This is a genomic window from Chitinophaga alhagiae (assembly GCF_003568665.1).
Classification (GTDB): Bacteria; Bacteroidota; Bacteroidia; order Chitinophagales; family Chitinophagaceae; genus Chitinophaga; species Chitinophaga alhagiae.
On record NZ_QXMH01000001.1, the window covers coordinates 1,322,793 to 1,337,262 of the forward strand.

The window sequence follows — 14,470 nt, forward strand, 5'->3', positions numbered from 1 at the left end:
ACGCTGTGAATAAACACCCTGTGAAAATATTGGTCGTAGATGACCGGCAAGACAATCTTCTTTCCATTGAAACTATCCTGGAGAAAGAGCAGTATATGATTGTACAGGCCAATTCGGGGCGTGCCGCCCTGAAAGTGCTTTTGCAGGAAACAGATTTTTCCCTGATACTGATGGACGTACAGATGCCGGACATGAACGGCTTTGAAACGGCCTCCTTTATATACCAGCGGGAGAAGCTGAAAAACATTCCCATCATTTTCATTACCGCCCACACGCATGAAGAAGAAGCCGTTTACAAAGGTTACCATGTGGGCGCGGTAGATTTTATTCACAAGCCTGTTAACCCCCAGCTGCTGCGCATCAAGGTTGGCCTCTTCGTGGAGCTGTACAGGAAAACCCATTCCCTGCAGGAACAGGAGAAAAGCCTGCTGGAAGCGAACGCGCAACTGCAGCGGGAAATAGCGGAAAAAGAGGCGTCTGCCCTGAAGATCAGGGAACTGAACCGCCAGCTTCACCGCAGCAATACCCACCTTAAAAAAGTGAACGAAGAGCTGGACCGCTTTGCATATGTAGCCTCTCATGACCTGCAGGAACCGCTCCGGAAAATAAGGGTGTTCACAGACATGATCCGGTCAAAAACAGACAACAACGCAGACCTCGAAAAATACACCGCCAAAATAGCCGAGGCGGCCCACCGTATGCAGCAACTGGTAGACGACCTGCTGCGCTTCTCCCGCCATTCCGCGCAGGGCTGGGATTTTGTGGAAGCAGACCTGAACGAGATCGTGAAAGAAGCGGTGTCCGAGCTGGAAATCAACATACAGCAAACCCAGGCCAGCATACAGGTAGACCCGCTGCCCTGCATACCCGTAATACCCACCATGATGCGGCAGGTATTCAATAACCTGTTAAGCAATGCCATCAAATTCCGGAAAAAGCAGGAGCCGCCGGTGGTGCATATCTATGCCCGCCGGCAGGCGCTGGAAGACGCGGGCATTGCCACGTACCAGATCTTTGTAACAGATAATGGCATTGGTATAGACAACCGTTACCTGGAAGATATTTTTGCCGTGTTCAAACGGTTGCATAGCTACCAGGAAATAGAAGGCACGGGCATAGGTCTTTCCATCTGCAAAAAGATCATGGAACATCACAACGGCTCCATCAGCGCCACCAGTGAAGTAGACCGGGGCACTACTTTTATTATCGGCATCCCGGAAAAACAGCAGTTGAAAGACCTGCAAGCGTTCTAGGCACAATTGTTAATGTTTGGGCGGAGTGCTGCAAATGTGCTACCTTTCTTCTCCTTCCGGATTTTTAATGAAAAACCTGACATTATGGAATCGAGGCTCATTTTCAACACTCCAGATGGCCCGATGTGTTACATCGACTATGACACCGTCCAGCAGGGCGAATCTATCTTCCGGCAATTACGTAAAATAGCCACCCACCGGCACGGCGCCCGTACGTACGGGTTCAGCTTGTTCGAGAAAGTCAGCAACCGGCTTGTAAGAAAAGACTGGTTTTATCTTCCTTCCTTTGATGTACCCTGCATACGTATCTTTTTAGACAGTGTGGCTTACTGATGCCACTACTTGAGCACTACTTTCACCCCATCGTTTTCTTTTTTGCTAAAAACAGGATAAACCAACTGCCGCTTTAGTGCTGCAATGACTTTGCCGTCATCACGCCCAGGCCCACTCTTTCGAGGTCCCGGTCTGCCGGCCCGGTGAGCACGTATCCGTCCGCGTCAAAGCGGCTGCCGTGGCAGGGGCAATCCCATGACTGCTCTGCGCTGTTCCATTTTACATCGCACTGCAGGTGCGTACAATGGGGGCTTACGGCGTGCAGCTGCCCGGCCTCATCTTTATATACCGCCAGTTTTTTGCCTTCGTACGCAACAAGCCGCCCCTCATCCGGCGCCAGGTCTGCCAGCTGTTCCAGCTTTGGGCCGGAGAGCAGCTTACCGGCAAACTGCCGTACTACATCCGCATTGTGGGTGATAAAATTCTTAAAGCCCGCTACCGGCTTAATGCGGTTGGGATCGAAGAGCGCGGCGTAAGAACTGGCCTCTTCCAGTATTTGTTTGGTAATAAGCGTGGCTGCCACGCTGCTGTATATCATACCGTTACCGCCATAACCGCAGGCTACATAGATATGTTCCGGTTGCCCGGGCAGATGACCGATATAAGGCAGCCCGTCTGCCGGTTCAAAATACTGGGAAGACCATTTGTATGCCACTTCCCGAACGGGAAAGTATTGCCGCAGGTGGCTCTCCAGCTGCGCAAAACAGGCTTCCGTATTGGCTGACTCGCCGGTTTTGTGGTCTTTGCCGCCGGCAATAAAATAGGGCTGGCCGTCTACTTCCTGGGTGCGGTAATAATTATAGGGGTCCGCCATATCGTACGCAAGGTCTGAAGGGTACCCGTCATTTTCCAGCAACACGGCCATTGCATAGCTGCGGTAAGGGATGCAGCGGAGATGCAGGAGGTTAACGCCGGGCGGAATATGCGTGGCATACACCAGGTCTTTTGCCATAAAATGGCCACCACTGGTTTCCACTTCCACCCGGTCGTTATTTTCTACACCTGTTACCCTGCACCGTTGTATAATGGTACCGCCAATATGCTCAAAGGCCCTGGCCAGGGCAAATACATATTCCAGCGGGTGAAATTTTGCCTGCCCTTCCGCGCGAATGGCGCTGGTGAACGGAACCGGCACCGGTATCTTCTCCGCCCTGTACACATGTACGCCTGCATCAGCCGTAGCAGCGGCTATTTGCTGCAATTTCTTGTCCTGATCCTCATCTTGTGCAAATAAATACGCAGCTGCCTCCGAAAAGCCACAATCAACAGCATAATGATCTATGTTGCGTTTGATGTGCAGCAGCCCGTCTTTTACGGCTTGCGCCACCCGCATCATGTTGTTGTGGCCGAAGTTCTTTTCGATAATAGTGTACGGCGTATCCAGCAGGGTGTTGATGTGGGCCGTGGTGCCGCCGGTTGTACCAAAGCCGAGGTGATTGGCTTCCAGCAGCAGGCAGCGTTTCCCCGCTTCCTGCAGTTGCAGGGCGGTGCTTACGCCGGTGATGCCGCCACCTACGATGATCACATCATAAAAATTATTCTCCTGCACCGCAGGCCTTGCCTGGTATATGTTGCAGCTGCCCTGCCAAAGGCTCACGCAACGTCCGTCTCTTGTATTCATAAATGGGTGTTTCGTTTTAGGGTAAAAAGTCCAAATCATATGCCATGTAAAACAGCTATGGCTTGTGTGGCACCATTTTTAATGAATCAACTGTGGATCATTGCGTTAAACACCGGCAGCACCACAAGATCACCCTCACCTGGTCAGAAAAAGAACACTAAAAATATTTGATCATGGAAAACACACCACAAAACCTGCAAAACAAAAAGGTGCTCATTACCGGCGGCACTACCGGCATAGGGCGCGCTACCGCGCTGCTGCTGGCATCTCACGGCGCCAAAGTGCTCATCTTTGGCCGGCATGAGAATGAATTGAACGATACGTTGCAGGACGCGCAAAAAGCCGGTCTGGAAGCGAACATCACCGGTGTTACGGCAGATGTGTCCCGCGAAAGTGATATAGCGTATGTTTTTGAGAAGGTGGATGAGGCCCTTGGCGAGCTGGACGTGCTCATCAACAATGCCGCGCTGGGCTATTCGGGTATTATGGACGGCCATTACAGCGAGTGGCAGTACATCATCCACACCAACCTGCTGGGTTACGTGGCCTGCGCGGCAGCGGCCATCAAGCGCATGCGGCCTAACAGCAGCGGGCACATTATCAACATTGGTTCTATGAGCGCGGAAACAAAGGAAAAAGACAGTTCACTGTATGTGGCCACCAAAAGCGCTATCAAAGGGCTTTCGGAATCGCTGCGCAAGGAGGTGAACCCCTGGGGCATTAAAGTGACCCTCATAGAGCCGGGCGCCGTGGGCACGGACATGCAGCCGCAATCTCCGGAAGAGCAGCGGGTGCTGGAAGAAAAGATGAAAATGCTGAAGGCGGAAGACATTGCAACCTGCGTATACTACGTATTGACCCAGCCCAAAAGATGTGATCTTGTAGAAATACACATCAGGCCGCATTTACAAAGCATATGAAAAAACAACGCCCAAGACATGCAGATGCACCAGACAGTAAAAAACGGGGAAAAAGTGTTACATTAAAGAAACAAAACTACCGGGCATATGAATAAATTCTGGAGGGCCGTTATTGCCGGTTATGGCGCCAAGAAACTCGGGGGCGGATGTTTGGGTACTGTGCTGGTTTTCGTGATCATCTATTTTGCGCTGGGGCAGTGCAACTAGCGGCACGCTTACAATTGGTGCCCGCAGTATTTGCAGAACCGCGCGTCCTGGTCATGGCCTTCTTTGCCGCAAGACGGGCAGGCCTGTTGTGACTGCGTTCTGTTGCGGGCCGCCAGGGCCATTTCCGTGGTCACAATGCCGGTAGGCACGGCAATAATTCCGTATCCCAGCAGCATAATGAAGCTCGCTATCAGCTTGCCAACGGTGGTAGCCGGCGCCACATCCCCATACCCCACGGTGGTAATGGTTACAATAGCCCAGTATACTGACTGCGGGATGCTGGTAAACCCGCTGCTCTCATCTTCCACCAGGTAAATCACAGACCCGAGTATCACCACCACTGTAAGCACAAACAAGATAAAAATACTGATCTTCCGCAGGCTGTTGAGAATGGCCACGGTAAGAAAACGCATTTCAGAAATGAAATGAACCAGGCGGAATATCCTGAAAATGCGCAACAGTCGCAAAGCGCGCAGCACCATCAGGGATTGGGCGCCTACAAACAAAATGCTCAGGTAGGTGGGTACAATGGCCAGCAGGTCTATAATGCCCAGGAAGCTGAACGTATACCGCAGGGGCCTGCGGATGCAAATAAGGCGTAAAATATACTCCAGGGTGAAAATACCGGTAAAAGTCCATTCCAGCGCGTAGAAAAACCCGCCGTACCGCGCATGCAGGGTAGCCACGCTATCCAGCATCACTACTACAATGCTGGCTAATATGCAGGCCAGCAGCGCCACGTCAAATGCCTTGCCGGCAGGCTTTTCGGACTCGTAGATCAGTTCATGCAACTGCACCTGCCAGGGGCGCAATCCCTTGCTATTGTCTGTTTCCGGGTTCATAAGAAGATGTTAGAGAGCGCCGGTACCGGCGCCGGGTGGCTTCAACAGGCACGCGCCCGGTTACGCAAACAGGCGCCGCCGCTGCCATAACGCCGGTCATACCGCCGTTAAGCCCAGGCCCGGGGAAACATTGGCCGCATACGGTATAACAGGGGAAAAAGGTTTTAATCCTCGTCATCGTCATCCTCATCATCTTCATCTTCTTCCAGCCACTCCATGTAAGAGTAATACCAGTCTTCCAGCTCATCCAGCAGCTCCTGCTTTTTTTCAGGCTCGCCATGGAAATACTCTTCCACGTTATCAATTTCCTCTACAATATCAATGTAGGCTACTTCCTCATCTTCCTCCACCCGTTTGGCAAAAAACCTGGGCTTCTCCGTATGGAAGATGTATTCATTATCCGGATCCGTTACCGGGTCATCTGCAATCATGAATTTAGGTAATGCCATTGGACAACATTTTTTTATAGACAACAAAGGACTACAAATTTAATGGTTTATGATGGTTTTTGGGCCAGCTTTTCACGCCGTTCCTTTGTTAAAAAAATGTATTCCGCATTATGAACTTTGTATTACCTTTGCAAACATCAGATGATATGATGACTAATTATCAACCGCTGCAGCGCAGGAACCTGGCGGACGAAGTGGCCGCCCAACTGCGTCAGCTGATCAGTACCGGTGTTTACACCGTAGGGCAGCGCCTGCCCACGGAGCCCGAGCTGATGCAACAGTTTGGCGTGGGCCGCTCCACCATCCGTGAGGCGGTGCGGCAGATGGTGAATGCAGGGCTGGTAAGGGTGCAACAGGGCCTCGGCACCTTTGTAATATCACAACAGGCGCTGGCAGAGCCCCTGGCGCAGCGGTTCAACCGCGCCCATTTCCAGGACCTGAATGAGGTGCGTTTGCTGCTGGAGGTGAAAATTGCGGAAAAAGCCGCCATGCACCGTACTAAAGAAGATATAGCCCGCATGAAAGCTTTTCTCAAAAAAAGGTACGATGCGGCCAGGGCCAACGATGTGGAAGCCTGCCGGCGGGCGGACGTTGATTTTCACACCGCCATAGCCATGGCCTCCGGCAATGAAATTATGGTGGACCTGTACAAGACAATTGCCACCCATCTGATACAATCGTTCAAAGACAGATTTACAGATACAGTCACATTTCTGGAAACGCAGCACCTGCACAAGGCGCTGCTGGAAAGTATTATAGACAAAGACTCCGCGCAGGCGCTGGTCTGGGCCTCCCGCATCAGCAGCAGCGTGAAATAACTTTTTTTCACCTAAATATCAGATGATCTGACAAAAATGGAAACTGTATTGGATGCCGAAGAAACCGCATCGGCCCGTATTACAGCAGAAAAAACGGTGTTCTCCGTACTGCTGGCATTAAGTTTTACCCACCTCCTGAACGACACCATCCAGTCGCTCATCCCCGCCATTTACCCGCTGGTAAAAGACTCCCTGCACCTTAGTTTTTCGCAGGTGGGCCTGATTACCCTCACCTTCCAGCTATCTGCGTCCATTCTGCAGCCGCTGGTGGGCCTGTACACAGACAAGCGCCCGCAGCCCTACTCCCTTGCCATTGGCATGGGCTTTACACTGCTGGGACTGGTATGCCTGGCGCTTTCCCACAGTTTTGCCATGGTATTGCTGTCTGTAGCGCTGGTAGGCGTGGGCTCCGCTATTTTTCACCCGGAAGCGTCCCGCCTGGCCTACATGGCCTCCGGCGGTAAACACGGCATGGCGCAATCTCTTTTCCAGGTGGGCGGCAACACCGGCAGCTCCCTTGGCCCGCTCCTGGCCGCGGCCATTATTGTGCCTTTCGGGCAGTTGCACATTGCCTGGTTCTCCCTGATGGCCCTGCTGGCCATTGTAGTAATGCTGCGCATCAGCCGCTGGTACCTCAACAACCCGCAGCGCGCCAGGCCCAAAAAGAAAGCGGCCGTATCAGGCGGCGTACAATTGTCTAAAGGGCGGGTGGCCTTTGCGCTGTTCATCCTGCTGGTACTCATTTTTTCCAAGTACTTCTACATGGCCAGCCTGACCAGTTATTACACTTTTTACCTGATGGACAAGTTCCATGTGTCCGTGCAGGACTCGCAGGTATACCTGTTCGTATTCCTCTTTGCCATTGCCGCCGGCACCTTTATTGGCGGCCCTGTGGGGGACCGGATCGGCAGAAAGTACGTGATCTGGATCTCCATACTGGGCGTGGCGCCCTTTGCGCTGCTGATGCCGCATGTAAACCTGCTGTGGACGGTGGTGCTGAGCGTGTTCATCGGCGTAATACTTTCCTCCGCGTTTTCCGCCATCCTGGTATATGCGCAGGAACTGGTGCCCGGTAAGGTAGGCCTGATAGCCGGCCTCTTCTTCGGGTTCGCCTTCGGCATGGCCGGCGTTGGCTCCGCGCTCCTGGGCGAGCTGGCAGACCGTACCAGCATCAACTACGTATACCAGGTTTGCGCATATCTGCCGCTTATTGGCCTGCTGACCGGGTTTTTACCGAATATTGAAGGAAAACGGAAAGCAGCCTGACGTTTTGTATAAAAAAAAAGCGGGTGTATCCAGATCAGGAGATGCACCCGCTTTTTTATTGTGCCTATAGCTTATAACCTCACATAACCAGCTATCTGCGCTACATGGAACGTAGTGCGCGCACTGCCGGCCCCTGAAATGAACTGGTTAAGGTAACCGCCTTCCACATCAAAGCGCGGGCTTACGCGGTAACCTACCGCCAGGTACGCGCGGTTCTGGTCAAAGGTTTTTCCGTTGGTGCGGGAAGGGTCCCCATAGTTGAGGAACAGCTCGTTCTGCACCGCCGCAAAAATGCCTTTTTCAAATTGCTCCGATCCGTCTACAGGTATAATGCCCCGCAGAAAATACCGGAAACGGTGCGCCAGGTCAAACCCGTCATTTTTCAGGCCGCTTTCTTCCACAATGCTTTTGGGCATAAACCGTTGCTCCACCCGGAAACGGTGCTGCAGCGGAATGAAAGCTACCTGGTGGTTCACGATAAATTGCTCCCAGATACGGTGCTCGGACAAATAATCGTAATCTATCAGGTTCGCCATGTTGGAGTAGGGAGAACGAAGGCGTATCCAGGCATATCCCACTGTGGCTACCATATTCTTGCGCACATGATAGTTAATGCCCGGCCGTACTATAAACGTCTGGAACGCTTCAAACTTGTCTGAAGAGCGCACCTGTGCATCCAGGTGCACACTGAATTTGGATGACGGAACGCGGAAGGTGTTGAACACCGCCAGCCAGCCAGCGGTTTGTTGCTGCTGCGCATGTACGCGCAGCATGGCGAAAAAGAAAATCCCCGTAGTCAGAATGTATTGCTTCATATGAACCTTGCTTTTGGACCGGTTCAAAAATAAAGCGCGGGCGGCATTATTCAAACAGCCGTGCAAAGTGGTTCTCCAGGTGCTTGCGCATGCCTATGCGGAACTCTTCCGGCGTGCCCTTTTCCAGTATGTCCACCAAACCCTTGTGGGAAAGGAAGTTACGCAGGCGGGGCTGTTTTTTCAGCAGCCCGCTCTTGTGCACGTAGTCAAATACCGGCAACAACATTTTCTGGAATTTTTTCAGGGTCTCGTTGCCCGCAATTTCGTAGAGCTTGCCGTGGAAGGCTATTTCATGGTCTATGTTAAAAAGGTGATGCTCCGTGGCGGGCGGCTCCTTGCCTACTATTTTTTTCAGCTCCCGGATGTCTTCCTTTGTGATACGATGGAATAAAAAGTCGGCCATGCCGATTTCCAGTACCAGCCGTATCTCGAACATTTCCTTCAGCGTATCCTGGTCCAGCACATGCGGGTTCATGCTTTTGCTCAGGATGCCGAAAATATCTGGACTGGTAATAACGGCGCCCTTTTTCTTCTTGGATTCTATCAGCCCCATGATGCGCAGGCGCAGCAAGGCTTCACGCACTACGGTGCGGCTTACGCCCAGGGCTTCCGCCAGCTCCATTTCCTTGGGTATGGAATCTCCCACCTTTAATTTCCGCTCCTGCAGCAGTTCTACAAGGTTCGCTTCCACTTTGTCTACCAGCGTGCTGGTGTCTATTGATTTAAAACTGTCTTTGATAGCCGTCAGAGTCATATTATGTTATACTTAATTCAAAAATAGTGGAAAAGAAGCAGAATGTAGGTAGCGTTCCTTTCCTGGTTCTGTTTATTTAATTGACAATCAATATTTTAATTTATTTCTGAATATTTATTTGGAATTACCGGTAAAATATTTTTAACTTTATTATGTCATACATAATACAGAACATAGTATGAATATACAACTAAAATCTCATTCGTATGAAAGCAGCAGCAAAAAGAAAATATTGGTTCATCAACAACTGTTGTAACCCATCTCTCTCAGCATGCTTAACCAGTTAAGTATGCGTTGGCGTATTATGACAGGCCGGGGATAGTCTTGTCTTCCGGGATTTTTCCAAATACTTCAAACCCGAAATATGAATATCGAACATCTAGCGGGCCTGGTTGCGGCCCCCTTCACACCCATGCACGGCAACGGAAACCTTCATCTGGAACTGATACCGGCCTACTATGCACTATTAAAGAATAACGGTGTATCCGGCGCGTTCATCTGCGGGTCTACCGGCGAGGGCGTATCTCTCACGCTCCGCGAGCGCAAGCTGGTGGCGGAGGCCTGGGCATCCGCCGCCGTTGATCAACGAGACTTCAAGGTGATCACCCTGCTGGGGGGCACCAGCGTGGCGGAATGTATTGAGCTGGCCAGGCACGCCAGGGAAGCGGGTTTGTATGCCGTGGCGTTTACGGCGCCGTTCTATTTCAAACCGGCCAGCGTGAAAGTATTGGCGGATATGTGCATGGAAATTGCGGCGGCGGTGCCGGACATGCCGTTTTACTACTACCACATCCCGGTGCTCACCGGCGTACATTTTAACATGATAGAGCTGCTGCAGGCCATAGACGGGCACTGCCCCAATTTTGCCGGTATCAAATATACACATGAAGACTTTATGGACTTCCTGAGCTGCCTGCGGTTCCGCAACGGGTATTACGATATGCTTTGGGGCCGGGACGAGAATATGCTGCCGGCGCTCAGCATTGGCGCAAAAGGCGCTGTGGGCAGCACTTTCAACTATGCCGCCCCGCTTTACCTGGACCTTATCCGGGCCTGGGAAAACGGTGAGCTGGAAAAAGCGCGCGCCCTGCAGCAGCGTTCCATAGACATGATACGCCTACTGGGGAAATATGGCGGCATAGCTACCGGTAAAGCCTATATGAAAATGATAGGGCTTGACTGTGGCGGCTTCCGCAAGCCCGTGTCTAACATGAGCGCGGAAAGGCTGGAGGCTTTTGCAAAAGACGTAGCAGCGCTTGACTTTACATCTTTCTGTTCTCAACTGCCAGCTGCTGTGAAGGGCTGACAAAAAACGCGCGATGCATTTTTCACTGTTTATCAAACTGACATTTCTCATTACCATGCTCTCCATTTCCCGGCTGGGGGCACAGGAGCCGGCCAACAACCATATCCACTGGTCGGTTCCCGCCACGCTGCCCCCGCCGCGGGGAGCAACAGAGCAGCCCGGCCTGGCCGGCGCCAGCGCGGGCGTGCACCATGACCTGCTGCTGATTGCCGGCGGCGCCAACTTCCCGGACGGCATGCCCTGGCAAGGCGGCCACAAAAAATATCATAACGATGTGTACCTGCTGCGGCCTGATTCTACCTGGCTGCCGCCGGTTACCCTGCCATTTTCATTTGCCTACGCCGCCAGCGTTACCACGCCGCAAGGCCTGCTCTGCATAGGCGGGGAAAATGAGAACGGCCCCCGGAGGGAGGTGTTCCTGCTGCAATGGAACGCTGTACAGCAGAAGCTGGAGAACATCCCCATGCCTTCCCTGCCGCAGCCTGTTACCAACGCCTCCGCCGCCCTGCATGGCAACACCGTATACCTCACCGGCGGCGAAACAGACACCGGCGCCCTCCGCACGTTCTACCGCCTGCAACCCGGCGCCGGCCATTGGGAGCAATTGCCAGACCTGCCGCTGGCGGTTTCCCATGCAGTAACCGTTGTACAGTCAAACGGCGAGTATCCCTGCCTGTACCTCATTGGCGGCAGAACGCGCACCGCCACCGGCATCAGCCAGCTGCACAACAGCGTATACCAGTACAACCTGCAGGAAGGGCAATGGAAAAAAATGGCCCCCGTGCCCGCTGCCGCGCTTTCCGCCGGTACCGGCATAGCCACCGGTGCTACCTATATCCTTTTATTTGGCGGAGACAAGGGCGATGTATTTCACCGCATAGAAACGTTCAACGCCGCCATCCAGGCGGCGCCTGATGGCCATAAAGCGGCGCTGCAGGCGCAGAAACTGCCGCTGCTCACAGAACACCGCGGGTTCAGCCGCGATATCCACCTCTTCAACACCGTTACCAACACCTGGACCAAAACCGGCGAACTGCCGTTTGAAACGCCCGTTACCACCACCGCGGTAAAATGGGGCGGCGATATTTTTATTCCGGGCGGCGAGGTGCGGCCGGGCGTGCGCACCCCTGCCATCCTGAAAGGCGTTATTGAAAGAAAACAGTTCTTCTCCTGGTCAGACTACACCATACTGGCCCTGTACCTGCTCCTGATGATCGCCATCGGCATCTGGACATCCCGTCACCAGGCTTCTACAGACGACTATTTCCGCGGCGGCCAGAAGATTCCCGGCTGGGCCACCGGCCTCAGTATTTTCGGCGCCAAGCTCAGCGCCATCACCTTCATCGGCATTCCCGCCAAAACTTACGCTACCAACTGGACGTATTTCCTGCTGCTCATGACCATCATTATGGTAATGCCGCTGGTGGTGCGTTTCTTTATTCCCTTCTACCGGAAACTGAACGTTACCTCCGCCTATGAATACCTCGAAAAACGTTTCAGCTACCTCTCCCGCGGCCTGGCCTCCCTGTTGTTCATTTTGCTGCAACTGGGCCGCATGGGCATTGTATTGCTCCTGCCCAGCATTGCGCTTTCCGTGGTAACAGGCATACCCGTTACCACCTGTATTCTCATCATGGGTATTGTAAGCCTCTTTTATACGGTACTGGGCGGTGTGGAAGCGGTCATCTGGACGGAGGTAGTACAGGTGATCATACTGCTGGGCGGCGCCCTGCTGTCGCTGGTGCTGCTGCCTATGCGCATGAAAAGCACTGCGGGAGAGGCCTGGGCCAGTCTTGCCGCCAACGCCAAACTGAAGCTGCTGGACTTTCACTTCGACCTCAGCTCCCCCACGCTGTGGGTAGTGCTGATCGGCGGGCTGGCACTGAACCTCACCGTGTATGGCACAGACCAGACGGTGGTACAGCGTTACCTCACCACCAAAGATGAAAAGACCGCCGTTGGCAGCCTGAAGCTCAGCGCCTGGATGACATTGCCTTCCACCATCATCTTCTTTTCGCTCGGCACGCTGTTATACCTCTTTTACCAGCAACATCCGGAAAAGGTGAACATTGCGCTGGACTCGCAAGACACCATTTTCCCCTGGTTCATTGTGAACGAGCTGCCCAACGGCATCTCCGGCCTGGTGATCACCGCCATTTTTGCCGCCGCCATGGGCAGCCTTAACGGTAGTGTGAACGCGGTGTCTACCGTATTTGTCAATGATTTTTACCGGAAAATATTCCCCGCCAGGTCAGAGAAAAGTTACCTGCTGGCCGCGCGGGCCGCTACCCTGGCCGTAGGCATCTTCGGTACCGTAATTGCGCTGGTAATGGCCGGTACCGGCATTGTGTCTCTCTGGGACCAGTTCAACACCATCCTGGGCCTGTTCACCGGCGGCATTGCGGGCCTGTTCGTCCTGGGCATTTTTACCCGCAGGGCCAACGCCTTTGGCGCTACGGCGGGGCTGCTGGTCAGCGGTGTGATACAATACCTGGTGTACCGCTACACGCACATCAACCTGCTGCTGTATGCGCTGACCGGCCTGGCCAGCTGCGCGGTATGCGGCTACCTGTTCAGCCTGGTGGCGGGGCAGCGGAAAGATATTGCCGGCTTAACCATTTATAAGAACTAATATGCTTTATTCAACTACAGACCTGCTGCACCTGCGGGATTTTTACCGGCGGCAATTGCTGGACAACACTGTTCCGTTCTGGTTTCCCCGCAGTTACGACAAGGAGTACGGCGGCTATCTGCTCATGCGCGAGGCCAACGGTACCTTGCTGGACGATGATAAGGCCGTGTGGATACAGGGCCGCGCCGCCTGGCTGCTGTCTACCCTTTACAACACCGTATCTCGCAACCCGGAGTGGCTGCAGGGCGCCAGGTACGGCATTGACTTCCTGCAGCAACACTGTTTTGATACGGATGGCCGCATGTTCTTTCACATGGCCCGCAACGGCCAGCCCATCCGCAAGCGGCGGTACTTCTTCTCTGAAACCTTTACCGTAATTGCCGCCGCGGCATATGCACAGGCCACCGGCAGCAACAGCATGGCATCATTTGCCCGCGCGCTGTTCGGGCAATGCCTGGAATATGCGTCCACACCGGGTTTGCTGCCCTCCAAATACACAAGCACCCGGCCCGCCCGCGGTATTGGCGTGCCCATGATCATGCTCAACACCGCCCAGCAGCTGCGCGCCACCATTGGCGATGAGCGCTGTGATGCGTACATTGACCAGTGGATCTCTGAAATAGAGACCTTTTTTGTGAAAGACGATATCCGCTGCGTAATGGAGACCGTAGCGCCAGACGGCAGCATTATTGACCACATAGACGGCCGCACCCTCAACCCCGGCCACGCCATAGAAGGCGCCTGGTTCATCCTGCACGAAGCCCGCCACCGCGGTAATGATGAACGCCTCACCGCATTGGGCTGCAAAATGCTGGACTACATGTGGGAGCGGGGCTGGGACAAAGAGTATGGCGGCATCTTTTACTTCCGGGACGTTTATCATAAACCGGTGCAGGAATACTGGCAGGACATGAAGTTCTGGTGGCCGCACAATGAGGCCATCATAGCCACCTTACTGGCATACCTGATGACCGGCAACGAAAAATACGCGCGCTGGCACCGGCAGGTGCATCAATATGCCTACAGCCATTTTCATGATACGGAAAACGGGGAGTGGTTCGGTTACCTGCACCGCAACGGTACGGTGGCGCAAACGGCCAAGGGCAACCTCTTCAAAGGCCCGTTCCATTTGCCGCGGCAGGAATGGTATTGTTTGCAGATATTGCAGGAGCACCTGGAGAAAAAGGAACAAAACGCTGCCCGTAAAGCAGGGAGCAGCCTATAAAAAATTCAAGGTCCCGGGCATCGTGAGAA

The 14,470-nt window shown here is 53.4% G+C and carries 13 protein-coding genes; 8 read left to right on the forward strand and 5 right to left on the reverse strand.

Going from position 1 to position 14,470, the window contains the following annotated elements; translation table 11 throughout:
• Positions 1-5: 5 nt before the first annotated feature.
• Positions 6-1,253, forward strand: a complete 1,248-nt coding sequence (locus D3A97_RS05170) for a sensor histidine kinase (protein ID WP_232825852.1) — start codon at positions 6-8, stop codon at positions 1,251-1,253.
• An 84-nt stretch (positions 1,254-1,337) separates the two neighbouring features.
• Positions 1,338-1,586 (forward strand): hypothetical protein, encoded by a 249-nt coding sequence (locus D3A97_RS05175; protein WP_157986362.1) that lies wholly within the window; start codon positions 1,338-1,340, stop codon positions 1,584-1,586.
• 73 nt (positions 1,587-1,659) lie between these two features.
• Here the strand turns inward: D3A97_RS05175 and D3A97_RS05180 are convergent, their stop codons facing one another.
• Positions 1,660-3,207: an FAD-dependent oxidoreductase gene (locus D3A97_RS05180; RefSeq protein ID WP_119077340.1), complete on the reverse strand. Its 1,548-nt coding sequence runs from the start codon at positions 3,205-3,207 to the stop codon at positions 1,660-1,662.
• 173 nt (positions 3,208-3,380) lie between these two features.
• On the opposite strand from D3A97_RS05180, the gene D3A97_RS05185 reads away from it, so the two are divergent.
• On the forward strand, positions 3,381-4,127 hold the full coding sequence (locus D3A97_RS05185; RefSeq protein ID WP_119077341.1) for an SDR family oxidoreductase: 747 nt from the start codon (positions 3,381-3,383) through the stop codon (positions 4,125-4,127).
• Between the two features lie 215 nt (positions 4,128-4,342).
• On the opposite strand, the gene D3A97_RS05190 is transcribed toward D3A97_RS05185, so the two are convergent.
• Together D3A97_RS05190 and D3A97_RS05195 are read right to left on the reverse strand one after the other, a co-directional pair.
• Positions 4,343-5,176, reverse strand: a complete 834-nt coding sequence (locus D3A97_RS05190) for an ion transporter (protein ID WP_119077342.1) — start codon at positions 5,174-5,176, stop codon at positions 4,343-4,345.
• Between the two features lie 164 nt (positions 5,177-5,340).
• Positions 5,341-5,625, reverse strand: a complete 285-nt coding sequence (locus D3A97_RS05195; protein ID WP_119077343.1) for a hypothetical protein — start codon at positions 5,623-5,625, stop codon at positions 5,341-5,343.
• 146 nt (positions 5,626-5,771) lie between these two features.
• Between D3A97_RS05195 and D3A97_RS05200 the strand changes: the two genes are divergently transcribed.
• The gene (locus D3A97_RS05200) at positions 5,772-6,443 is read left to right on the forward strand and encodes a FadR/GntR family transcriptional regulator (RefSeq protein WP_119078437.1); all 672 of its coding nucleotides are present in this window, start codon (positions 5,772-5,774) and stop codon (positions 6,441-6,443) included.
• A 36-nt stretch (positions 6,444-6,479) separates the two neighbouring features.
• Positions 6,480-7,709 (forward strand): MFS transporter, encoded by a 1,230-nt coding sequence (locus D3A97_RS05205; protein ID WP_119077344.1) that lies wholly within the window; start codon positions 6,480-6,482, stop codon positions 7,707-7,709.
• 71 nt (positions 7,710-7,780) lie between these two features.
• On the opposite strand, the gene D3A97_RS05210 is transcribed toward D3A97_RS05205, so the two are convergent.
• A complete protein-coding gene (locus tag D3A97_RS05210; protein ID WP_119078438.1) occupies positions 7,781-8,524 on the reverse strand; it encodes a DUF2490 domain-containing protein in 744 nt (247 codons plus the stop codon).
• A 46-nt stretch (positions 8,525-8,570) separates the two neighbouring features.
• The gene (locus tag D3A97_RS05215) at positions 8,571-9,278 is read right to left on the reverse strand and encodes a FadR/GntR family transcriptional regulator (protein ID WP_119077345.1); all 708 of its coding nucleotides are present in this window, start codon (positions 9,276-9,278) and stop codon (positions 8,571-8,573) included.
• Between the two features lie 364 nt (positions 9,279-9,642).
• Here D3A97_RS05215 and D3A97_RS05220 point away from each other — a divergent pair, with 364 nt between their 5' ends.
• The 3 genes from D3A97_RS05220 to D3A97_RS05230 are packed head-to-tail and all read left to right on the forward strand — an operon-like array spanning position 9,643 to position 14,441.
• The gene (locus D3A97_RS05220) at positions 9,643-10,584 is read left to right on the forward strand and encodes a dihydrodipicolinate synthase family protein (RefSeq protein WP_119077346.1); all 942 of its coding nucleotides are present in this window, start codon (positions 9,643-9,645) and stop codon (positions 10,582-10,584) included.
• 13 nt (positions 10,585-10,597) lie between these two features.
• Positions 10,598-13,216, forward strand: a complete 2,619-nt coding sequence (locus tag D3A97_RS05225) for a sodium:solute symporter family protein (RefSeq protein ID WP_198673870.1) — start codon at positions 10,598-10,600, stop codon at positions 13,214-13,216.
• A 1-nt stretch (position 13,217) separates the two neighbouring features.
• Positions 13,218-14,441 carry an AGE family epimerase/isomerase gene (locus D3A97_RS05230; RefSeq protein WP_119077348.1) on the forward strand — a complete coding sequence of 408 codons (1,224 nt, stop codon included), beginning with the start codon at positions 13,218-13,220 and terminating at the stop codon, positions 14,439-14,441.
• Positions 14,442-14,470 lie beyond the last annotated feature (29 nt).